We start from the raw sequence: 22,650 nt of genomic DNA on the forward strand, positions 1-22,650 counted from the left end.
CCCTTATATTATTGATGCATTTTTTGTACAAACCACTCTTTTTATCATATATATTGCCTGTTCTAGCTCTTCATTCGTTACAATAAGTGGTGGTAATAGTCTTATAACATTAGGCCCTGCTTGTAATACGAGAAGTCCTGCTTTTTCTAGTTGTTCTATGACATTTGCAACCTCATGCTTGCATTCGATTCCAATCATAAGTCCCTTACCACGAATATTTTGAACACATTCAACGTGTCGTAATTCTTCTTGCAATTTCTTTAATACGTACTCGCCCTTTTCCTGTACCTCTTTAAAAAACGATTGCTCCTTAATGAATTGCAATACTTCTTTCGCTGCAGTCATAGCAATATAATTCCCACCGAAAGTTGAACCGTGTGACCCGGCAGTAAAAGAAGAACCTAGTTCTTTTCGGCCAATCATCGCTCCAACTGGAATACCATTCCCAAGCGCCTTTGCGATGGTAACGATATCAGGAACTATTCCCATTTGCTCATAAGCGAATAGTGTTCCTGTTCTGCCTATTCCAGTTTGTACTTCATCTATAATAAAAAGAGCATTGTACTGATTACATAGTTTTTCAATTTCCTTCAAAAAGGATGGATCAGCTAATATTACTCCTCCTTCTCCTTGAATAACTTCTACCATTACCGCCGCAACTTCTTCATTCATTACTTCCTCTAATGCTCGTATGTCGTTAAATGGTATATGTAAAAAAGACGGAAGTAATGGACCGAATCCTTCTTTCACTTTATCTTGCCCTGTTGCACTCATCGTTCCAAATGTTCTCCCGTGGAAAGATTGCTCACATGTTACTACGAGAGATTTTCCAGTATGCTTACGTGCTAGCTTTAAAGCCGCTTCATTTGCCTCCGCCCCGCTATTACAAAAAAACACATGATCTAATGCTGTATCTTCTGTTAATAATGATGCGACCTCTTCTTGTAAGGAGTTCGTAAATAAGTTAGATATATGCCATATATTTCTAAGTTGCTTTTCTACTGCCTTTACAACCGTAGGATGACAATGTCCTAAGTTACATACTCCAATACCAGAAGTGAAATCTAAATATTGCTCACCACTTTTATCAATAACTTTAGCCCCATTGCCCTTTAGAAATTCAATTTCTCTTCTTCCATATGTTTGAAAAAGATGGTTTGTCATACGATACTCACTCCTTTTGTTACCGTAGTTCCAACACACTCTCCTGTAACCTCAGTAAAATCCTTTGTACCATTTACGATACTAGCCTTTTCCACTCCCATTTTTAACGATGTAAGTGCCGCCTGTACTTTCGGAATCATTCCACCTGTAATGACGCCTTGTTCTATAAAAGTAAGAATTTCATATTCATCCGTTTTCTTTACCAATCTTCCTTCGTGTAATACTCCATCTACGTCCGTTATAAAAATGAGTTCTTTTGCGGATAGTGCATATGCTATTCCAGCTGCAGCGGTATCTGCATTTATGTTATAAACCTCATTACCATTTATCCCAATAGGGGCAATGACAGGAATATAATTCATATCTATCAACCCTTTCAATAGGGCTGTTTCTACATAACTTACTTCTCCTACATATCCTATCGCTTCGCCAACAGGTTGAACTTGAAGTAAATTACCGTCACATCCTGAAAGCCCCACCGCAAGTAAATCATGTTTTTGTAAATTCATTACGAATTTTTTATTCGTACTTCCGCATAGCACCATTTGAACAACATCCATAACCTCTTTTGGTGTTACTCTTAATCCATCTTTCTTTTCTATCTCGATATTAGATTCTTCTAACTTGGCATCAATTTCTGGGCCACCGCCATGGACAATAACAACCTTATACTTATTTTGCAATTTCTTTATACAATCAAAAAAGACACTATTTAATCGATTCAACATGCTACCGCCACATTTAACTACAATATAATCACTCATCTTCTCTCTCCTTATGTACGATAACAAGCATTTATTTTCACATATTCATAACTTAAGTCGCAGCCCCAAGCTGCTCCCGTTTCATCTCCTAAATGTAAACACACATCAATTTTTATTTCATGTTCTTGTAATTTCTTTGTCATTTCCTCTTCAGAAAACATTTGAGGCTCACTATTTTTTAATACGGCGATAGATTGAAGAGTGATATCAATTGTATTTGGGTTAATAATTACTTCACTCTGTCCAGTACTACTAATAATTCGTCCCCAATTTGGGTCCTCACCGTATATCGCTGTTTTCACAAGACTGGAACCGACTATTTGTTTTGCAATTTTCTTTGCTTCTTCATTTGTTCTAGCCCCTAACACGTTTACTTCTATTAACTTCGTAGCACCTTCACCATCTTGTGCAATTTTTTTCGCTAAATCTTCACATACCTTTTGTAAAGCAACTACGAAAGTTTCCCAGTCTTCATGTTCCATATTCATCGTTTTCGTTTCTGATAATCCACTTGCCATAGCGATGACCATATCATTTGTAGAAGTATCTCCGTCCACCGTAATTTGATTAAACGTATGATTCGTAATTTGTGATAATGCTGTTTGCAATACTTCATGCTCTATATTGGCGTCTGTTGTAATAAAACTAAGCATCGTTGCCATATTCGGTTTGATCATCCCTGATCCTTTTGCGACCCCAGCAATGATCACTGCTTTCCCATCAATTATCATCTCATAGCAAGTTTCTTTCGTTATAAGATCTGTCGTTAAAATTGCTTCACAAAAAGAATAAGCTTCACTTACTTCCTTTGTTGGCACAAGAGATTCAATTCCCTTTCGAATGATACCCATCGGTAAAGGTACTCCAATTACACCTGTTGAAGCGACTGCGACGTACTTTTCTTTTATTCCAAAGTGTTCCGCTCCTAATGTTCGCATCTCATAAGCATCTTGCAATCCTTTCATCCCCGTACAAGCATTTGCATTGCCGCTATTTACAACAATTGCTTGTAATTTCCCTTCTGCTGCTATGCTATCCTTCGTTACTTGCAACGGCGCTGCTTGTATTTGATTTGTTGTATACACAGCGGCACATGATGCTGGCACCTCACAAACGATTGCACCCATATCCTTTTTCACCTTTTTCAGACCATTTGCAGTACCGATTGCCAAAAAGCCTTTTGGTGTAACAATTGAACCATTTGCTAATTTTGTAATAGACGATGCTTTAATCATAATTTCCCCCTTATGGATAAAGCGGCATATGCTGTAAACCCGTTGTCTCTTCTAGTCCCGCTAATAAATTTGCATTTTGAACTGCTTGCCCTGCCGCACCTTTCATCATATTGTCTATAACAGAAACGACCGTAACTTTTTCTGTTCTTTCATCGTAAGCTATCCCAATATCACAATAATTTGAGCCCCTTACTTCTTTCGGACTTGGAAATTCTCCTTGCGAGCGAACTCGAACGAAAGCTGAGTATTCATACGTTTCTTCATACAACTTTTGAAGTTGCTCTATTTTCATTTCCTTTTTCACTTTCGCATAAAGTGTAATCATAATCCCTCGTGATATCGGTATTAAATGTGTACTAAACGTGATTGGCCTCGTTTCACGATTCCACTCTGCAAGCATTTGCTCAATCTCAGGAACGTGCTGATGCTGATTAACTTTATAAATGTGTAAGTTATCGTATAACTCAGGAAAGTGAGTCATTGTTGTTGGCGTTTTGCCCGCTCCAGATACTCCTGATTTCGCATCAATAATAATCGAAGCTTCTTCAATCATGCCGCTACGTACTAACGGCGCTACCGCTAATAATGCAGCTGTAGCAAAACATCCTGGGTTTGCAATTAAATTTGCATTTTGGATCTCAGGCCTTTTCCATTCACTTAATCCATATACTGCTTTCCTAAGAAGTTCTTCCTGTGCAGCTGGCCTTTTATACCACAATTCATATGACGAGGGATCTATCATACGAAAGTCTCCAGATAGGTCAATTACTTTTAAACCTACTGCCAATAATTTTGGTGTTAACTCTGCCGATACTCCCGCTGGGGTTGCTAAAAATACAATTTCAGCTTCCTTCTCTATTTTCTCCGCATCAATTTCTTGTAACGTATGGACAAGAACATTTCGAAAATGCGGGTATACATTTGTTATAAATTCACCGACTTGTGAAAAAGAATGGAGAGATGCTATCGAAAAATATGGATGTTGCTCTAATAACCGAATTAACTCAATACCTCCATATCCAGTTGCTCCAATAATTGCGACTTTCATAAGCTCCTCCTCATATCTATTCTTTAAATTAAGTTTGATTATAATATTGCATAATTATAAAGTCAATTAAATATTTATAATTTTTAAAAACTTTAAAATATTAACTTTGCTATAAAAACAATATATACAAGTGGATTTTTATGCAAAAATAGTGCATAGTAGTATTTTCATTTCACTTCAAGTACAATAAAACAATACATGTATACATATAGGCGGGGAAAAACATGAATAAAAAATTAATTGAGAAAATGATTATAAAAAGTTTTCGGCAATATCAATGTAATCCTGTTTCAAAAGAGGATCAGGCAATGCTAATTAAACATATTCAAATGATAATTCATTCAAATACTGAAATTGATGTATACGAGGCTGTTGAGGATATCGTTTACGATTATGTGACTGGAAAATAAAAAATAGGAGATTTCCATATGGAAATCTCCTATTTTTTACTTAATGATTTGCCTGCAACGCGTTCAAATAAACCTGGGAATAATGCGTAGAGCTTTGGCCCCATTCCCATCCACTTCGGCAAGTTTACTTCACGTTTTTTCGTTTGCATCGCCTTTACGATTTGTTCTGCTACATATGTTGGTTTTAACATGTAACGTCCCATATTTTTCACATATGTACCTGATTGATCGGCTATTTCAAAAAAGTTCGTTTCTATCGGTCCTGGGTTAATTGCTGTTACATACACATTTGTGTTAGATAACTCCATACGTAAACTATTCGTAAATCCTAATACAGCGTGTTTTGTTGCTGCATAAGCACTCGACTTCGGAGTTGCAATTTTTCCAGCCAATGAAGCAATATTAATAATTTGTCCTTCGTTCCTTTTTACCATATTAGGTAATACCGCTTTCGTACAAGCTACTAATCCAAATACATTTACTTGAAACATATCCTTTACTTCATCCATTGAAGCATCTTCAAACGTTTTAAAAATACCAAACCCAGCATTATTTACCAATATATCAATACGTCCTACTTCTTGTAATACCTTTGAAAAAACAGATTGTACTTTCGTTTCTTCACTTACATCTAATACATAGTAATAGCAAGGCGTATTATAAGTTACTTTAATTTTGTCTGCTAATGCTTGTAGCTTCTCTTCTGTTCGAGCCATTAATACCGGCGTCGCCCCTTGCTCTGCAACCTGCATTGCAACTTGCTCTCCAATTCCACTAGAAGCACCTGTAATGACGATTACTTTTTCTTGTAAACGTCCCGTCATTGCTGTCACCTACTTTGCATAATAAATCAATTGTTGTGAAGATTCATCAATCATCACCTGTTGATTATATGCTAAAAAGTCTAATTGTCCAACAGTTTCTGAGATAGTAAGTGGTAATTGCTCTTTATATAATACCGGAAATAGTTTTACACACACCTCAAATGCTGTCATTGGCTTTTCCTTTAATAGTTCAAGCACTTTAAAAGCACGTGTCTCTTGCTTTTGTAATCTTGTTTCAATAAGTTGTTTCACATTCAGAACATCTTCCCCATGCCCTGATAAAATCCGTGAAATATTCATTTCACTTAAACGTTTTAACGTTTGATTGTACTGCAATAAGGGATGCGCTCTTTCTGTTTGCCCTTCATATGGTGGTTCTAATATTGGATTTGAAGAAATATGACTAATGAGAGCATCCCCACCAATTAATATTCCATCAGATTCTCTATATAATGAAATATGAGTGGAAGCATGACCCGGGGTTTCAATCACTGTAAATCCAGGTAACGAATCTATACGATCTCCCTCTCTCACGGTATGTGTTAACGATCTATTACAAGAATATTTAAGTGTCTTCGTCGTCAATAACGCCTCACCATTCAGAAATACTGCTGGAACGCCGAACTGCAAGGCTGTCTCTTTAAAAAATTCATGATACCTCTTTAAAAATTCAGCATTCTGTGTAATCCACGGTTCATTCCAAGGATGTCCGATAATCTTTACTTTTTCAGAAAATGTATTTAAAAGTCCGCAATGATCCGCATGGTGATGCGTAATCACTACCGTTTCAATATCTTCTATCTTATATCCTAATGCACCTAATTGACTTTCTAGTGCTTTCTTTGCTTCTTCTGTATTTGTCCCTGTATCAATTAACGTTAATGTTTCTCCCTCAACTAAAAACACATTCACTGTCTCAACTGCAAATGGAACAGGAATCTCCATTCGATGAATCGCCGTCATGCTTAGCCCCCCCTGTCTTTTTCCGGTTCAAAAATGAATACCTCTTCAGTTTACAACTTCCCTATAAATTTGTCATTATTTTCAGATAAAAAGAGGTCTTTTCCATAAAAAAACGAATGTATGTACATTTATAAGTATTTCTAACCAAATTTAAAGGAGGCACATCATGTCTATGCAAAACATTTCCTTTCTCGGTGCAGGCTCTATTGCCGAAGCGATTATTGGTGGCTTATTAAACGCAAATGTTGTTAAGGGAGAACACGTCACTGTAAGTAATCGTTCTAACGAGACAAGATTACAGGAGTTACATAAAAAATACGGTGTCAAAGGTACACATAATAAAAAGGAATTACTTGCTGATGCAAATATTCTTTTTCTAGCTATGAAGCCAAAAGATGTCGCAGAAGCGGTTATTCCTCTTAAAGAATACATAAATAATGACTTGCTTATTATTTCGTTATTAGCAGGTGTTTCTACTCATTCAATTAGAAACCTACTTCAAAAAGACGTTCCGATTATTCGTGCAATGCCAAATACATCTGCAGCCATTTTAAAATCCGCTACCGCTATCTCACCTTCAGAACACACAACGGAGGAACATATTCGCACTGCAACATCTTTATTTGAAACGATTGGTCTCGTCTCTGTTGTAGAAGAAGAAGATATGCATGCTATCACTGCATTATCTGGAAGTGGACCAGCTTATATTTATTACGTGGTAGAGGCACTGGAAGAGGCAGCAAAAAAAATTGGTTTAAAAGAAGATGTTGCAAAATCTCTTATTCTTCAGACGATGATTGGTTCTGCTGAAATGCTAAAAGCAAGCGAAAAACACCCTTCTATTTTGCGAAAAGAAATTACTTCTCCTGGCGGAACAACTGAAGCAGGTATTGAAGTATTAAAGGAGCATAATTTTCAACAAGCATTAATCTCATGTATTACACAAGCAACGAAACGATCACACGATCTTGGAAAAACATTAGAAGAAATAGCAAAAGAAAAATAAAAAACGGAGCTCAACTTTATTTGAGCTCCGTTTTTACTTTAATCATATGATATGCTTTTAGTTATTACTCTTACCAAAAATCTCTTCTTGCAAACGACGACCTGTCGGTGTTGCTGCAAGGCCACCTTCTGCTGTTTCACGAAGTGCTACTGGCATCGTTTGTCCAATTCTAAACATCGCCTCAATAACTTCATCACATGGAATTGTACTAGTTACACCAGCTAATGATAAATCAGCTGAAATCATGGCATTCGCAGCTCCTGCTGCATTACGTTTTACACAAGGTACTTCTACAAGCCCTGCAACAGGATCACATACTAAACCAAGCATATTCTTTAATGAAATCGCCATCGCTGTAGCTGCTTGATCTTGTGTTCCACCAGCCATCTCAACTGCTGCTGCAGCTGCCATTCCACTTGCTGAACCTACTTCAGCTTGGCAACCTCCTGCCGCGCCAGAAATACAAGCATTATTCGCAACAACCATACCGAAAGCTCCTGCTGTAAATAAAAATTCAATCATTTCTTCGCGTGTCGGCTGTAATTTTTCTTGCAGTGCAAACAGTACACCTGGCACTGTTCCAGCAGATCCTGCTGTTGGTGTTGCACAAATAATTCCCATCGCCGCATTTACTTCATTTGTCGCAACAGCTTTACTCACTGCGTCCAAAATCGTATCTCCAGATAAGCCTTTTCCACTCTGCATATACGCTTGGACTTTCACAGCATCCCCGCCAGTTAAACCAGTCGGTGATTTTACACCACGAATACCGCGTTCTACTGCTTGTTCCATCACGACTAAGTTCTTTTCCATTCCAGCAATTACTTCTTCACGTGAGATATTTCTTGTTTGCATTTCACATTGAATCATAATTTCTGCGATTTTTACATTTTGCTCTTTAGCTTGCGCCACTAGTTCCGCTGCGTTCCGAAACATGGTGTGTCCCCCCTGCAATTAATCCATAATAGTTACTTGACAAATATTTTGTTGCCCATTTATTTCCGCAATTACTTCATCTGCTAATAATTCATCTGTTTCAATGACCATAAGCGCTCTTCTTCCTTTTTCTTTACGAGAAACACTCATTGTACTTATGTTAATCTCATGCTTAGCAAGGATTGAAGCTACAGCTGCGATAGCACCAAAGCGATCGTTATTTACAATAAGTAGTGCTGGACTCGTGCCTGTTAATTGAAGATCGAATCCGTTTAATTCTACAACTTCAATTTTACCGCCACCAATTGAGCAAGCAACAACTTCAATTTCCTCTTCACCTTTATACAGACGAATTTTCGCTGTATTTGGATGCGGAGCATTTGCATCTTCTTCAATGAATTCCACTTCAATCCCGCGTTCTTTTGCAATATCTAACGCACTTGGAATACGTAAATCATCTGTTTCAAATCCTAGTATTCCACCGATTAGCGCTACATCCGTACCGTGACCACGGTATGTTTTTGCAAATGAACCATATAATGAAATGCTAACTCTCTCTGGTTCATGACGAAACAGCTGCCGAGCAACTTGCCCCATTCTTGCCGCGCCTGCTGTATGTGAACTTGATGGACCAATCATAACCGGACCAATAATATCAAACACTGAGCGATACTTCATCATAACTCCCCCTAAACCTCTATGAAAAAATTATTTACTATTCTATTAAGCTACCGAATCGGTTGCTGTTCCAGTCGTACCACGAATTTGTTCCGCTGTAAGAATTGGATAGTTTTTGAATAACAGTGAAGCAATATATCCTGAAATAATACCAGTTATAATAATAAATAAGAAACTTAGCATTACCTGCATTTAAAAATAATATAAGATAGTCCACAATAAAGTCTGGTAGCAATCCAAAGTTTAACACAGAACCCCTTACAAGCATAGCATAAACAAGTGAAACTCCCATTGCTTTCATACCTTTTGATATTTTAAAGCTAAAAAGGAAAAAAAGACTTAGTACAAATAATAGTAATATCCTTCCTATTATAATTTCCATGTTGCTCTCTCACGATTTAGTCAACTTCACTTGTTATGACAAATGGCTAAAACGCATGTAGCCTACAATAAATTATAATCTGCCCTCATTATAGCTTGTTTTTAATAAAACGCTTACTTTTAATGAATTTTAAAAGTTCTGAATAAAAATCCATTTTCGCTACTTGTACCACTCGTATGTCGTCTGACTTATATAACAGTTTTTCTAAATAATCGGTATTATGTATTTTTATCCTATATCTTCACATCATTAAAAATTTCTGTGTCATCCTATATAAAAATAAAATGATAACAGTTTTATTTTTAATTTTTTTTAGAAATAAAAAAAATGGCAACCTATCGTCACCATTTTTTCACAACATTATTATCTTTCTACTGGAAATGATTTTAAATCCGTAGCTATTTCTGTATTAGAAAATAGCTCTCTTGCCTCTTTCAATAATTCCTTATATGTATCTCCTTGATAACGAGAACTAATATGAGTCAATATTAAGCGTTTTGCATTTGCCTGAAGTGCAATACTCGCAGCTTGCTTAGATGTGGAATGAAAATAATCATACGCTTGTTGTTCATCTTCTGCCGCAAAAGTCGCTTCATGAACAAGTACGTCAGCATCTTGCGCAAGCTCTCTACTCGCTTCGCAATATCGTGTATCGCCTAAAATTGTAATAACTCTTCCTTTTTGAGGCGGGCCAATAAAATCTTTTCCATCTAACACTGTGCCATTCTCTAATTCAACTACTTCACCATCTTTTAAGCGTTTAAAAACTGGACCAGGTTTCACACCCATTCCCAGTAACTTATCCACTAAAAGAGCTCCCTGTATATCTTTCTCTACAATTCGATATCCGAAGCATTCAATTCCATGTGATAACCTTTTTGTTTCTACACAAAATTCATTATCCTCAAACACAATACCCTCTTCCGTAATCTCAACGATTTCAAGTGGATATTTAACATGTGTCGTACTTACTAATAATGCCACTTCAATAAATTGTTTAATTCCTTTTGGTCCGTACACTGTTAATTTTGTTGTTCCACCTTGAAACGAACGGCTACCCAATAAACCCGGCAATCCAAAAATATGATCGCCATGTAAATGCGTAATAAATATTTTTTCAATGCGGCGTGGACGTACAGACGTATGTAGTATTTGATGTTGCGTCGCCTCGCCACAGTCAAATAACCAAGTCTGTCCTCGTTCTTCTAACAACTGCAAAGCAATTGCTGAAACATTCCTTCCTTTTGAAGGAACACCTGCACCAGTCCCTAAAAATACAAATTCCACTTTCTTTCCTCCAGCTCTTTATATAATCTATCTTTCATCTTACGGAATGTTATTTCAAATGGCAAATTGAATTTGTATAACCAATCATCTAGACAACTATATAACACGAACATTATACTTAAAAAATTTAGCTATCGTTCGTATTTTGTGGTAAAATGATTGTACTACATTTTAAGGGAGCGTTTTATTATGAAAGAAGTATTTCGTTTACAAACTGATTTTTCATCTTCATTTGATCGCTGGGTAAGTTCTTTCGTTTCTGATCACCCAGCACAATTAGAATGGACGACTTTAAAAGAATTAATCCATGAATATACAACATCACATACAAATGAGACGTTACCAACATATATTTCTTCAGCTTTAACATATTACGCACAACGCGTTTCAACAACAAGTAACTCAGAAATTGTTATTTTTGAAAATCCTACAATCTCATAATCTATAATAAAAAGCACTGTAATCAGTGCTTTTTATTTATGTTCATTAAAGTATTTATTTTCCCGCCTTATTTCAAAAAACTCCGCTTATTTCCTACTATATAGCCATCATAAATCTATTTGATTTTTCAAAAAAACAGATTAAAAAGATATTGACACTACGATTTTACAGTGCTAATATTCAACGTGTAATTGAATATGGTCTCTGTTAGGTGAGGCTCCTGTATAGAGAAACGCTGCTGCCCAAAAATGTCGAGAGACGCCAATGGGTCAACAGGAAAGGTCGGAATGAAGGCCTTTCTTAACGTAGCTGGTTTCAGTACCTATGCTATACAGTGCTAAAACTCAACGAGGGAGAGGTGCGTATGTTTTGTCATACACAAAAACTGTTTTTATCTATGTTTACTAACAGTCTTTGTTGTTGACTCTTTTTGACTATGAATTCAGACCTTTACTCGTTTTGAGTAAAGGTCTTTTTTATATCTTTATGCACCCTACTATGAAACAAACATAGCATATTCAGAAACTATTAAATTGTATGGAGGTGAGGAACAGTGTCAAATGATGATTCGGCCCAGATACCCATATGTTTTACATTTATATTTCATCATGTAGGTAGGAAAGAAGCTGTTCCTCCCTGTTTAAAATAGTCGAGTAACAGATTGTTTCCTCCTTCATGAAAAGGAGGAACTACCAATGTTAAATTTACAAAAACAAGAAACGAAGCATGCTTACGATCAAGATAGCATGAAAGCAAATAACGAATTATTAGTGGAAGTTGCAACACAGGATGTAAACTCTGCGTTAAAACTCTTAGAAACAACACAAAATGGACTCTCTAAACAAGAAGCGTCTCGTAGACTTTCTTTATATGGTCCGAACGAAATCGCTCATAATAAAACATTGCCGTGGTACATTCAATTTCTGCTGGCATTTAAAAATCCATTTATTTTTGTTTTGTTAGCTCTTGGAGCACTCTCTTTTTTCACAGATGATATACAAGGAACAATTGTCGTATCTGTAATGGTACTGCTAAGTGCAACGATTCGCTTTTTACAAGAATTCCGCTCTCAGAAAGCGGCGGATAAGTTAAAGGCTATGGTTCGAACAACTGCGAGTGTCTTTAGAATAGATGGATTTGTACACGAAACAAAAAACGTAACAAATTTAAATCGAAATTACACAACAGAAATTCCAATTGAAGAACTTGTACCTGGCGATATTATTTCACTTTCAGCTGGTGATATCGTGCCAGCTGATGTGCGTATTTTATCCGCAAAAGATTTATTTGTTAATCAGTCTTCTTTAACCGGGGAAGCACTTCCTGTAGAAAAATACGAAAACTGCTACCATACGGAAAATAAACATATATTACCGAAAAATATGAAAAAAAATTACAATCCGCTCGATATGGAAAACCTTTGCTTTATGGGTACAAATATTGTTAGCGGTAGCGCAAAAGCTGTTGTTGTTTCAACTAGTACGGATACGTATTTCGGCTCTTTAGCAAAAAAGGTTATCGGAAAACGTGCAGAAACAAACTTTGATAAAGGCGTAAACAAAGTAAGTTGGCTCTTAATCACATTCATGCTTATTATGGCACCCATTGTCCTTCTCATTAATGGATTCACAAAAGGAGATTGGCAAGAAGCTTTTTTCTTTGCTATTGCTGTTGCAGTTGGCCTTACACCTGAAATGCTGCCAATGATTGTAACTGCTAATTTAGCTAAAGGCGCCGTGAACATGTCTAAACAAAAAGTAATTGTAAAACAGCTCAACTCAATTCAAAACTTAGGTGCTATGAACATTCTTTGCACAGATAAAACTGGAACTTTAACAGAAGATAAAGTTGTCCTAGTTCGTCATTTAGATCCTAACGGAAATGAATGCGATCGTGTATTACACTTTGCCTATTTAAATAGCTTCTATCAAACTGGATTGAAAAATTTAATAGATAAAGCTGTTATTGAACATACAGAGGAGAACCATAAATTTGATCCATCAGCTTTTCAAAAGCTAGATGAAATTCCATTCGATTTTGCTCGTCGTCGTATGTCTGTCATCGTGAAAGATATTTCAGGTGAACATACAATGGTTTGTAAAGGTGCCGTAGAAGAAATTTTATCAATCTGTAATTACACTGAAGTTGATGGGCAAATTGTCCCTCTCACTGAAGAAATGAGAGCAAATGTAAAACATCTTAGCGAAACTTTAAATAGTGAAGGAATGCGTGTCATCGCTGTAGCATACAAGAAAGATAACAAACCTTATCATAAAGCTTATGCAGTACAAGATGAATCCGCTATGATCCTTACTGGATATATCGGCTTTTTAGATCCACCAAAACCATCTGCTGCTTCTGCAATTCAAGCATTGCAAAAACACGGCGTACAAGTGAAAATCTTAACTGGTGATAACGAAATTGTTACAAGAAAGGTTTGTAAAGACGTTGGATTAAATATAGGAGAGCCTGTCCTCGGTTACGAAATCGATTCTTTACCAGATAAAGCATTAGCAAAACTGGCAGAAGAAACAACAGTGTTCGCAAAACTAAATCCAATGCAAAAATCTCGTATTATTCACGTATTACAAGGTAATGGTCATACTGTAGGTTACATGGGCGATGGCATTAACGATGCCGTGGCATTACGTGAAGCTGACGTTGGAATATCTGTTGATACCGCTACCGATATCGCAAAAGAATCTTCTGATATTATTTTACTCGAAAAAAGTTTAACTATATTAGAAGCAGGTATTTTAGAGGGACGTACTACGTTCGGCAATATTTTAAAATATATCAAAATGACGGCGAGCTCTAACTTCGGAAATGTATTTAGTGTATTAATAGCAAGTGCTTTCATTCCATTTTTACCGATGCTTGCAATTCATCTCTTAATTCAAAACTTACTTTATGATATTTCACAGCTTTCAATTCCATGGGATAAAATGGATAAGGAATTTCTAGAGAATCCTAGAAAATGGGATACTGCAAACTTGCGTAACTTCATTATTTGCATCGGTCCAATTAGCTCTATATTCGATATTATCACATTCGTTGTCATGTGGAATGTATTCGGTGCAAATACACCTGGAGAACAATCACTATTCCAATCTGGTTGGTTTGTCGTCGGGTTACTAACTCAAACATTAATTGTCCATATGATCAGAACACAGAAAATTCCGTTCATTCAAAGTACAGCATCAATACCAGTTCTTGTATTAACCGCTTGTATTATGGCAATCGGAATTTACATTCCATTCTCACCACTTGGTGCAGCAATTGGTTTACAAGCATTACCACTAAGCTATTTCCCGTGGCTCATAGGAATATTATTAGGTTATGCTTTCTTAACACAATTCCTGAAAAAGCTTTATATTAAAAAATTCCATAGCTGGTTGTAAAAATGAGAATGAGTGGGTATTTCTCACTCATTCTCAAAAAATATAACATGTACTTATATGTATGGAGGTGACCATGATGATATGGTATGACATCGTATTAAGGTTATTTATAGCAATTATTGTAGGAGCTTGCATCGGAATGGAAAGACAATGGAGACATCGAATGGCTGGTTTGCGGACAAATGCTCTCGTATCACTTGGCGCCTGTATATTTGTTTTATTATCCGTCATGCTTGATCATGATGCTAGTCCATCACGCATCGCCGCTCAAGTTGTTAGTGGTATTGGCTTTTTAGGAGGCGGTGTTATTATTCGTGACGGTTTTAGTATTAGAGGGTTAAATACAGCGGCAACTTTATGGTGTGCAGCTGCTGTTGGTACTCTTACAGGTGCTGGCTTCCTCGTTGCAGCTATGCTAGGTGCAGCCGGCGTCTTACTAGCAAATATACTACTACGCCCAATCGCTCTATTTATGAATAATAAATCAAAAGAAGATTTACCCGAGCAAACAAACTACTTACTTTCTCTTACTTGTTCAGAAGAAAATGAAGCACATATTCGTTTTCTTCTCATGCACATGGTAAGTTCTGAAGGTATCGGTTTAAAAGAATTGTACAGTGAAGACGTTGATTCTAACCAAAAAGTATGTATACAAGCTACATTACATTGCAATACAAATGCAGCTGTCTTAATTGAAAAAATAGTAAGTAGAATGCTTTTAGAATCTGGTGTTACTGCCGCGGGGTGGAAGACAACACTAGACTTAGAAGCAAGTTAAATCATAAAGGTGTCATGAATAAAACAGAAGGTTTAATATTCATGACACCTTCTGTTTTATTTTCAAGTTATTAGCAACTGCTAGGAATAACTAAAAGTAATCCATACTCATTCAATCTTTTTGTTTCAACTTAGTATGGGGCTAAAAAAGAAGGGTTTAAATCTCTAAAACCTTCTACATAAACTTATTTTCTAATTTTTGCTGAAAAGACTTTTCTTGCTTACGCAATAATTGACTACCTCTCTGTAAAAGAGGTGTTCCATACTTTTCATTAATTTGATCAATAACAGCAAGTAACGGCTCTTCTTTCGCATCTTCTTCGAATGAAAACAAATCTAACTGTTTCACTGATTCTGTCTTCCACTCTAATTCAGTAGCTGTAACACCTAACAGACGAACAGAATCACCATCCCAGTGTTGCTTCCATAAACGTGATGCTGATTGGAAAATAACCCGTTCTTCCCATATTGCATTTTTCAATTGTTTACTCCGTGTTACCGTGCGACGATCATGGTATTTAATCATAATTTGAATGTTATAACTAACGAGAGTTCGTTTTTGTAGCCTTTTGCTTACTGATTTCGATAATCTTTCTAACATATCAAGTAATTCTTTTTCTTCGTCCATATCCTTTGAGAAAGTCATCGAATTTCCAACGCTTTTATGTTGTCCCATTTGATTCGGATCAACTTCCCTGTCATCCATACCTTTTGCACGTTTTTGTAAATCAACACCGTGCTTTCCAATTTTAGCGCGAATGATATGCTCGTCTCCTTTTGCTAACTGTTCAATTGTATGTATATGAATGTCTTTTAGTTTTTCAGCTGTTTTCTCTCCGATTCCATGCATCTCTGCAACTGATCGTGGCCAAATAATTTCTGGGATATCACGCTTTCGAAGTACTGTAATTCCAAGAGGTTTTTTCATATCTGAAGCAGTCTTTGCTAGGAAAAGGTTTGGGGCAATCCCAATGCTACATGGAAGCTGTAACTCTGTTAGTAACGCTTGTTGAATCATCTTCGCTATTTCAAGAGGCGAACCGAGCGCATAGCAATCTGTAATATCTAAATACCCTTCATCTATAGAAAACGGTTGTATTTTTTCTGTAAAACGGGAAAGAATTTGAAACATTTGAAATGAAGCTTCTCGATATAATGTAAAATTAGGGTGCCTCACAACTATTTGCGGGCATAATCGCTTCGCTTCCCATAGAGGCATCGTCGTACGTATTCCATATTCTCTCGCCTCATAACTACATGTTATGATAATCCCTTTTCTCTCTTTTTCATTCCCCGCAATCGCTAATGGCTTTCCTTGTAATGATGGGTCATGAGCAATTTCAACAGATGCGAAAAAGCAATTCATATCTACATGTAAAATGACACGACCATTTTTCGGATACATTTCTCGCATACTACTCACCCCTCAAAGAACATTTGTTCCTTCATTATATCAAATTTCTTTACACTTTATAATAATTATTGGCTTTTCTCTATCTATTTTTTGTTATACTGTACGTAACAAATGGATATTATTGTAAAGGAGATGAATCGTTATGAAACAACATAATAAACTCAATTATGTATTTATTATTATTATAGTAATCCTTGCGATTAATTATTTGTTACTTCCCCTTTTTAACATTAACATTTACGCTTTAGGAATCTTCTCTCATTTCATACGTTTTACAACAACTTATGTACTTCCATGGGTCTTCTTATATTGGCTTATCCGCCTTGTGAAAGCAATTGAATCAAAATAAAAAAAAGACGTGTAAACCATAATTGGTTCACGCGTCTTTTTGACTTTATTACTTACTTCGCTACTTCTTCGATAATAGCTACAACTAATTCTGCTGTTTTCGCTAATTCTTCAACAGGAATTTTTTCATTTGTTGTATGAATTTCTTCATAACCAACTGCTAAGTTAACTGTTGGGATACCATTTCCTGCGATTACGTTCGCATCACTTCCGCCACCACTTTGGTGAAGAGAAGGCGTACGACCAATGTTTTCAGCTGCACGTTTCGCAACTTCTACAACGTGATCGCCAGCAGCAAACTTAAATCCTGGATACATAACGTTTACTTCAACGTCTGCATGACCACCCATTTCTTTTGCAGTTGTTTCAAATGCTTCTTTCATTTTTGCAACTTGTGCTTCCATTTTCTCATTTATTAAAGAACGAGCTTCTGCAAAGATTTGAACATGATCGCAAACGATATTTGTTTGTGTACCACCTTCAAAACGTCCAATATTTGCAGTTGTTTCAGAATCGATACGACCAAGTGGCATCTTTGCGATTGCTTTTGCTGCGATAGTAATTGCAGATACACCTTTTTCTGGTGCTACGCCAGCATGAGCTGTTTTCCCGCGAATAATCGCATTCACTTTCGCTTGTGTTGGCGCTGCAACTACAATTTCACCAACTTTTCCATCACTATCTAATGCATAACCATATTTTGCTGTAATGCGCTCGCGGTCTAACGCTTTTGCGCCAATAAGACCAGATTCTTCTCCAACTGTAATAATAAATTCAATTTTACCATGAGGAATGTTTTTCTCTTTTAAGACACGAATCGCTTCAAACATAGATGCTAATCCAGCTTTGTCATCGGCTCCTAAAATTGTAGTACCATCTGATACGATATACCCATCTTTAATAGAAGGCTTAATTCCATTACCAGGAACTACTGTATCCATATGAGAAGTGAAATAAATTGTATCAACACCGTCTTTTGTTGCTGGTAAAGTACAAATTAAGTTACCTGCACCATGACCAGTCACACCCATCGTGTCATCCTCAAATACTTCCACACCTAAAGCAGTAAATTTCTCTGTTAACACTTTGCAAATTTCTGCTTCAAATTTCGTTTCAGAATCTACTTGTACTAACTCCATAAATTCATTTACTAAACGTTCTTGATTAATCATAAGACTGCGCCTCCTGCACTACCATTATGTATGTAACAACATTAATTATAACAGAATTTCGCAAAAGTTTCGAAATACAAGACAAAAAACAGATGGTTAACACATCTAGATACCCATCTGCCTTCTATTACTCGTTTAACAATACCCAGCGCATATGATCTTCCCAGATGCCATTTACCATTAGCATTTTTCGAGATACACCTTCATATTGAAATCCTATCTTCGTCACTACTTGTATAGATGCTAAATTTCGTGGCATAATTGGTGCTTCTATACGATGTAAATGAAATTCTTCAAAGGTAACTTGAATTGCTTTTCTAAGCGCTTCTGTTGTGTAACCTTTATTCAATTCTTCCTTATCTAATTTATAACCGAGTACACAAGATTGATAAATTCCGCGAACAATTAGATTAAATGAAATACATCCAATAATTTTTGTATCATCACCCTTTTTAAAAATCCAAAGCCTGATAATCTTGCCTTCCGCGAACTCTTTTCTATCCTTTTGTAACTTTTTCTTTTGATAATCTAACGTGAAAAAACCCTCCGGTCTATACTCTTCCCACGCTTTTAAAAATTCACGATTTTTGTCGTAATATTGAAGAACTTTTTCCGCATACGACTCATCAATTTCTCTTAAATGTAAACGATCTGTCTCGTATATTTTCATCATTGTATCTCCATTCTTCAGCTTGCATAACAAAAAATTAATAATCTATCTTTTAACATATTCTCTACGTATGCTCAAATTTCCTGTAATATTTTGCACCCCCTTCCCGAATTTTGTCCTTTCTCTCCCCTTGTCCACAATTTCATTTCTCGTTACAATGAAATTGTACTGATTTGCAAGGAGGTTTAACGATGCATAAAAAAGCTCAAAAAATTATGGTTTATATAATGTTAATTTCTATGCTTGTAACAACATTACTTACTGGCGCAAGTATGTTTTGGTAAAAAGGACGATTCACTCGTCCTTTTTTTACTGCTTACACATACAAAATAGACCATCTCGAAATCGAGATAGTCTATCTTGTAATGAACATTTTATTTTATATATATTACAATTGCTACAATGCTAAAGGAAAAGGCCATTACAAGTGCTATTACAAAACTTGTATATTGTTTCTGCTGAAATGCCCCAATAACAAAAGTAAGATTGAGTAATGCCATAAATACAATCGCTACAACGTAAGAACATATATTAAAAGTTGCCAATATGAATGTAATAACAAATAGAAAACCAACACAAAACTGCATGTAAGAAATTTTTGGATTTAAATACATATGAGCAACCCCTTTACTCAATTATCTTTATATATTCTCATTAACGCATGGTTATGTACACATGTCAAGACAACTTATAATAAAAGAAAAAGCCAACCGTTTCGTTGACTTTTCCAAATACTATGGCCCCTTTTTCCTTCGCCAATTGCTGAAATGTTTTTTTCGATTTCACAATCGATACTTTTGTTCCAATTGGAATACGATCAAACAAATATTCCACATCATGTTTCTTCATTCTTATACATCCTTGCGAAATATATTTTCCAATTGAACTAGGCTGGTTTGTCCCGTGTATCCCATACTTACTTCCATCCGTTCCTCTTGCATTAAATCCCATCCACCTCGATCCAAGTGGATTTTTTGGAGAGCCCCCAGGAATATCCTTCGCAATATAATAGGGATCCTTCGCCTTCAATACAATGTCAAAGGTTCCTTCTGGGGTTAATTCATTTGTTTTCCCTGTCGCTACTGGAAAAACCTTTTGGATCTTCCCATCATCGATGTAAGCTAGTTTATTCGTTGCTTTATTTACAATTATAAAAGGATCTCCAGCACGTGGGTTATCACCAAGAGGCCAGATCGGTGATAGAGAAAGACATAATACTAAAGAAAGAAGATACGGCATATATAGTTCCTACCTTCTAAATAAGTTCTTTTATATTATCCTTTCCCTTAAAACGACTTTTAATGAGTAAATATTGCTCCATCTCATAAACAAGTTGAACAAGTTTTGCACGTATTTCAAATTCTTCTCGCGAGACTGGTAAAGGCATTTCTCTAAATACTTCTCGCATTTCTTGAAGTTGTCTTAACGAAATGACCCCTGTACTTTCAGGTCGAATAGAATTCCCTATATTTTCAATTACGTCTGCAATCATATCAGCTTGTTCATACGTCCAAGATAGTGATGCAGCTAATGGTATCATGCGCTCCAAAATTTCAAATTGTTGCATACGCATATCAAAATACCGATAATAATAGTCATCTTCACGCATAAATTCATTCTCAAGTTTTTTAAATGATAAATCTTTCGCTTCTTTCAGCATCATTTCTGTTTCAATTAATTCGGCCCCACTCCAATTACTATCTCGATTCCGTAAATAAACGACCATTTCAAACAAAATCGTTCTGAAATGCTCTTCTATTTTTCCTTGATACTCTTTCAGTTTATTCTCACTGCTTGGCATGTACATGTTTACTAATAAAGCGACACTAATTCCAATCGTTAATATAGCAATTTCATTACCAACTATAGACCATGTAATTTGCTTTAATGAATACAGATGCATAACGATAACCGAACTCGTGACAATCCCTTCTTGAATTTTGCACATAACTGCAGTTGGAATAAAGGTAAGCAGTAATACGCTAATCGCAAGTGGTGTATAACCAATCGTTTCAAAAATACAAAACGCAAATACCATCGATAATACACAAGCTAAAAAACGGTGCAACGATACTTGAACGGATTTTCGTTTCGTATTTTGCACACATAAAATGACTAAAATACCAGCTGAACTATAAAATTCTAATCCTAATAACTGAGCAATAAAAACTGCCGCTCCCGTTCCAAGCGCTGTTTTCACTGTTCTATATCCAATTTTAAACATATCATTACTCCTATATGTATAAATGTATTTAAAAATAGTATAAAAAAAGGATGACGCAATGTCATCCTTTTCTACCTATTATTCACGTACCCTTCACATATTACAATATCTTTTGCAAAAATTCTTTTGCACGGTCACTTTTGGGTGCTGTAAAAAACTCTTCCGGATTACTATCTTCTACGAGCTTTCCACCATCTAAAAAGAGAACACGGTCTGCTACTTCTTTTGCAAATCCCATTTCATGTGTAACGATTGCCATCGTCATTCCTGTCGTAACTAATGATTTCATAACTTCTAACACTTCTTTCACCATTTCTGGATCTAGCGCAGAGGTCGGTTCATCAAATAACATAACTTCCGGTTCCATCGCTAACGCTCTTGCAATTGCTACACGCTGCTTTTGTCCTCCTGAAAGACGATTTGGATATGCATCTTTCTTATCTAATAACCCCACTTTTTCTAGAAGTTTCTCAGCTTTTTTTTCAGCTTCTTGCTTCGTTACTTCTTTTACATTGATAGGAGCATACGTAATATTTTCTAATACAGTCATATGAGGGAATAAGTGAAAATGTTGAAATACCATTCCGACATTTTCACGAACGTGCATAATATTTGTTTTCGGATTCGTTACTTCTTCCGTTCCAATCCAAATGTGACCATCTGTCGGCGCTTCTAATACATTCATACAACGTAAAAACGTTGACTTTCCAGATCCAGACGGTCCAATAATTGCAACAACCTCTCCTTTCTCAATCGTTGTTGTAATTCCTTTTAATACTTCATTTTTCCCAAATGATTTATGAAGGTTTTCAACTTTAATCACTTTTCTTCATTCTCCCTTCAATGGCTTTCCCGACTAATGTAAGAATAATGACTAACATATAATAAATAAGTCCAACAAACAGTAATGGTTCAAGATATTTAAATGTTTCACCACCTACAATATAAGCACGGCGCATTAAATCTGTGGCTCCAATTACAGTTACTACAGCCGATTCTTTCGTAAGAGTCGCAAATTCATTTACAAGTGCTGGTAATATATTTTTTAAAGCTTGAGGAAAAATAATATTTTTCATCATTTTCCCGTAAGGAATCCCTAAAGCCATAGCTGCTTCTGTTTGTCCTTTATCAACCGCTTGAATGCCGGCACGAATTACTTCTGACATATATGCACCTGAATTTAAACTAAATGCAAGTACAGCTGCTAAAAAGGCTGGTATCTCATATCCAATCATTTGCGGAACACCGAAATAAATAATCATTAATTGTAATACTAGTGGTGTACCACGAAATATTGAAGTATATATATCTGCTGCAATATTTAATACTCGTATTCTAGCAATTTTGCAAAGTGCTAATAACGTTCCTAAAATAAATCCTACCACAGCTGATGCAGCTACAATTTTCAATGTAACTTCTAATCCCTTTAATATATATGGTATTGAAGGCGTAATTGCCGAAAAATCTAGATTCATCCTTTTCATTCCCCTCACAGAAAAGTGAAAG

General features: G+C 36.1%; 25 protein-coding genes and 1 riboswitch. Of the genes, 7 read left to right on the plus strand and 18 right to left on the minus strand.

Annotated features, from left to right (window positions below; genetic code table 11):
- Window positions 1-3 precede the first annotated feature (3 nt).
- Genes ABH960_RS11615 through argC form a run of 4 tightly spaced genes read right to left on the minus strand, consistent with a single transcriptional unit; the run spans window position 4 to window position 4,211 of the window.
- Entirely contained in the window at window positions 4-1,164 is a 1,161-nt protein-coding gene (locus tag ABH960_RS11615; RefSeq protein ID WP_002129009.1) for an acetylornithine transaminase, read from the minus strand.
- Entirely contained in the window at window positions 1,161-1,928 is a 768-nt protein-coding gene (gene argB, locus ABH960_RS11620) for an acetylglutamate kinase (RefSeq protein WP_404445248.1), read from the minus strand. Before argB ends, ABH960_RS11615 begins: the two co-directional genes overlap by 4 nt.
- Before the next feature lie 11 nt (window positions 1,929-1,939).
- Window positions 1,940-3,163 carry a bifunctional glutamate N-acetyltransferase/amino-acid acetyltransferase ArgJ gene (gene argJ / locus ABH960_RS11625; RefSeq protein ID WP_404445251.1) on the minus strand — a complete coding sequence of 408 codons (1,224 nt, stop codon included), beginning with the start codon at window positions 3,161-3,163 and terminating at the stop codon, window positions 1,940-1,942.
- A 10-nt stretch (window positions 3,164-3,173) separates the two neighbouring features.
- Window positions 3,174-4,211, minus strand: coding sequence for an N-acetyl-gamma-glutamyl-phosphate reductase (argC, locus tag ABH960_RS11630; protein WP_003191291.1), 1,038 nt, complete (start codon window positions 4,209-4,211; stop codon window positions 3,174-3,176).
- Window positions 4,212-4,435: 224 nt separating this feature from the next.
- On the opposite strand from argC, the gene ABH960_RS11635 reads away from it, so the two are divergent.
- Entirely contained in the window at window positions 4,436-4,621 is a 186-nt protein-coding gene (locus tag ABH960_RS11635; protein WP_242307720.1) for a YqzH family protein, read from the plus strand.
- 29 nt (window positions 4,622-4,650) lie between these two features.
- On the opposite strand, the gene ABH960_RS11640 is transcribed toward ABH960_RS11635, so the two are convergent.
- Together ABH960_RS11640 and ABH960_RS11645 are read right to left on the minus strand one after the other, a co-directional pair.
- The gene (locus ABH960_RS11640) at window positions 4,651-5,445 is read right to left on the minus strand and encodes an SDR family oxidoreductase (RefSeq protein ID WP_002129013.1); all 795 of its coding nucleotides are present in this window, start codon (window positions 5,443-5,445) and stop codon (window positions 4,651-4,653) included.
- 9 nt (window positions 5,446-5,454) lie between these two features.
- A complete protein-coding gene (locus ABH960_RS11645; RefSeq protein WP_002014957.1) occupies window positions 5,455-6,408 on the minus strand; it encodes an MBL fold metallo-hydrolase in 954 nt (317 codons plus the stop codon).
- A gap of 166 nt (window positions 6,409-6,574) precedes the next feature.
- Here ABH960_RS11645 and proI point away from each other — a divergent pair, with 166 nt between their 5' ends.
- Entirely contained in the window at window positions 6,575-7,414 is an 840-nt protein-coding gene (gene proI / locus ABH960_RS11650) for a pyrroline-5-carboxylate reductase ProI (protein WP_002066991.1), read from the plus strand.
- 57 nt (window positions 7,415-7,471) lie between these two features.
- Here the strand turns inward: proI and sdaAA are convergent, their stop codons facing one another.
- The 4 genes from sdaAA to rnz all read right to left on the minus strand — a co-directional run bounded on the left by sdaAA (window position 7,472) and on the right by rnz (window position 10,697).
- Complete coding sequence (gene sdaAA, locus ABH960_RS11655) at window positions 7,472-8,350, minus strand: L-serine ammonia-lyase, iron-sulfur-dependent, subunit alpha (protein ID WP_002033842.1); 879 nt, start codon at window positions 8,348-8,350, stop codon at window positions 7,472-7,474.
- Window positions 8,351-8,368: 18 nt separating this feature from the next.
- A complete protein-coding gene (sdaAB, locus tag ABH960_RS11660; protein WP_002088527.1) occupies window positions 8,369-9,028 on the minus strand; it encodes an L-serine ammonia-lyase, iron-sulfur-dependent subunit beta in 660 nt (219 codons plus the stop codon).
- Between the two features lie 45 nt (window positions 9,029-9,073).
- Window positions 9,074-9,220, minus strand: a complete 147-nt coding sequence (locus ABH960_RS11665; protein ID WP_158080567.1) for a hypothetical protein — start codon at window positions 9,218-9,220, stop codon at window positions 9,074-9,076.
- Window positions 9,221-9,773: 553 nt separating this feature from the next.
- Window positions 9,774-10,697 (minus strand): ribonuclease Z, encoded by a 924-nt coding sequence (rnz, locus tag ABH960_RS11670; protein ID WP_002014952.1) that lies wholly within the window; start codon window positions 10,695-10,697, stop codon window positions 9,774-9,776.
- A 189-nt stretch (window positions 10,698-10,886) separates the two neighbouring features.
- On the opposite strand from rnz, the gene ABH960_RS11675 reads away from it, so the two are divergent.
- The 3 genes from ABH960_RS11675 to ABH960_RS11685 all read left to right on the plus strand — a co-directional run bounded on the left by ABH960_RS11675 (window position 10,887) and on the right by ABH960_RS11685 (window position 15,317).
- Window positions 10,887-11,138 (plus strand): DUF3932 family protein, encoded by a 252-nt coding sequence (locus ABH960_RS11675; protein WP_000665712.1) that lies wholly within the window; start codon window positions 10,887-10,889, stop codon window positions 11,136-11,138.
- Between the two features lie 196 nt (window positions 11,139-11,334).
- Window positions 11,335-11,502: riboswitch (M-box (ykoK) riboswitch) on the plus strand.
- A gap of 331 nt (window positions 11,503-11,833) precedes the next feature.
- Window positions 11,834-14,539: a magnesium-translocating P-type ATPase gene (gene mgtA, locus ABH960_RS11680; protein WP_404445260.1), complete on the plus strand. Its 2,706-nt coding sequence runs from the start codon at window positions 11,834-11,836 to the stop codon at window positions 14,537-14,539.
- Between the two features lie 76 nt (window positions 14,540-14,615).
- Window positions 14,616-15,317 carry an MgtC/SapB family protein gene (locus ABH960_RS11685; protein ID WP_016096135.1) on the plus strand — a complete coding sequence of 234 codons (702 nt, stop codon included), beginning with the start codon at window positions 14,616-14,618 and terminating at the stop codon, window positions 15,315-15,317.
- Window positions 15,318-15,491: 174 nt separating this feature from the next.
- Here the strand turns inward: ABH960_RS11685 and ABH960_RS11690 are convergent, their stop codons facing one another.
- Window positions 15,492-16,730 carry a DNA polymerase IV gene (locus ABH960_RS11690; RefSeq protein WP_404445263.1) on the minus strand — a complete coding sequence of 413 codons (1,239 nt, stop codon included), beginning with the start codon at window positions 16,728-16,730 and terminating at the stop codon, window positions 15,492-15,494.
- Between the two features lie 142 nt (window positions 16,731-16,872).
- Here ABH960_RS11690 and ABH960_RS11695 point away from each other — a divergent pair, with 142 nt between their 5' ends.
- Window positions 16,873-17,079, plus strand: coding sequence for a hypothetical protein (locus ABH960_RS11695; RefSeq protein WP_000809197.1), 207 nt, complete (start codon window positions 16,873-16,875; stop codon window positions 17,077-17,079).
- A gap of 52 nt (window positions 17,080-17,131) precedes the next feature.
- On the opposite strand, the gene ABH960_RS11700 is transcribed toward ABH960_RS11695, so the two are convergent.
- Together ABH960_RS11700 and ABH960_RS11705 are read right to left on the minus strand one after the other, a co-directional pair.
- The gene (locus tag ABH960_RS11700; RefSeq protein WP_404445267.1) at window positions 17,132-18,250 is read right to left on the minus strand and encodes a tripeptidase T; all 1,119 of its coding nucleotides are present in this window, start codon (window positions 18,248-18,250) and stop codon (window positions 17,132-17,134) included.
- A gap of 127 nt (window positions 18,251-18,377) precedes the next feature.
- Window positions 18,378-18,923: a GNAT family N-acetyltransferase gene (locus ABH960_RS11705; RefSeq protein ID WP_002015105.1), complete on the minus strand. Its 546-nt coding sequence runs from the start codon at window positions 18,921-18,923 to the stop codon at window positions 18,378-18,380.
- A gap of 188 nt (window positions 18,924-19,111) precedes the next feature.
- On the opposite strand from ABH960_RS11705, the gene prli42 reads away from it, so the two are divergent.
- Complete coding sequence (gene prli42, locus ABH960_RS11710; protein WP_000549036.1) at window positions 19,112-19,204, plus strand: stressosome-associated protein Prli42; 93 nt, start codon at window positions 19,112-19,114, stop codon at window positions 19,202-19,204.
- A gap of 90 nt (window positions 19,205-19,294) precedes the next feature.
- Here the strand turns inward: prli42 and ABH960_RS11715 are convergent, their stop codons facing one another.
- The 5 genes from ABH960_RS11715 to ABH960_RS11735 all read right to left on the minus strand — a co-directional run bounded on the left by ABH960_RS11715 (window position 19,295) and on the right by ABH960_RS11735 (window position 22,619).
- On the minus strand, window positions 19,295-19,534 hold the full coding sequence (locus ABH960_RS11715) for a DUF3894 domain-containing protein (protein ID WP_002088543.1): 240 nt from the start codon (window positions 19,532-19,534) through the stop codon (window positions 19,295-19,297).
- Between the two features lie 64 nt (window positions 19,535-19,598).
- Window positions 19,599-20,159, minus strand: coding sequence for a L,D-transpeptidase (locus ABH960_RS11720; protein WP_002067076.1), 561 nt, complete (start codon window positions 20,157-20,159; stop codon window positions 19,599-19,601).
- A 16-nt stretch (window positions 20,160-20,175) separates the two neighbouring features.
- Entirely contained in the window at window positions 20,176-21,144 is a 969-nt protein-coding gene (locus tag ABH960_RS11725; RefSeq protein WP_002033971.1) for an aromatic acid exporter family protein, read from the minus strand.
- 100 nt (window positions 21,145-21,244) lie between these two features.
- Window positions 21,245-21,967: an amino acid ABC transporter ATP-binding protein gene (locus ABH960_RS11730; RefSeq protein ID WP_404445274.1), complete on the minus strand. Its 723-nt coding sequence runs from the start codon at window positions 21,965-21,967 to the stop codon at window positions 21,245-21,247.
- Window positions 21,960-22,619: an amino acid ABC transporter permease gene (locus ABH960_RS11735; protein WP_404445277.1), complete on the minus strand. Its 660-nt coding sequence runs from the start codon at window positions 22,617-22,619 to the stop codon at window positions 21,960-21,962. Before ABH960_RS11735 ends, ABH960_RS11730 begins: the two co-directional genes overlap by 8 nt.
- Between the last annotated feature and the right edge of the window lie 31 nt (window positions 22,620-22,650).

The sequence above is a fragment of the Bacillus sp. RC252 genome, from assembly GCF_044909215.1.
Classification (GTDB): Bacteria; Bacillota; Bacilli; order Bacillales; family Bacillaceae_G; genus Bacillus_A; species Bacillus_A mycoides.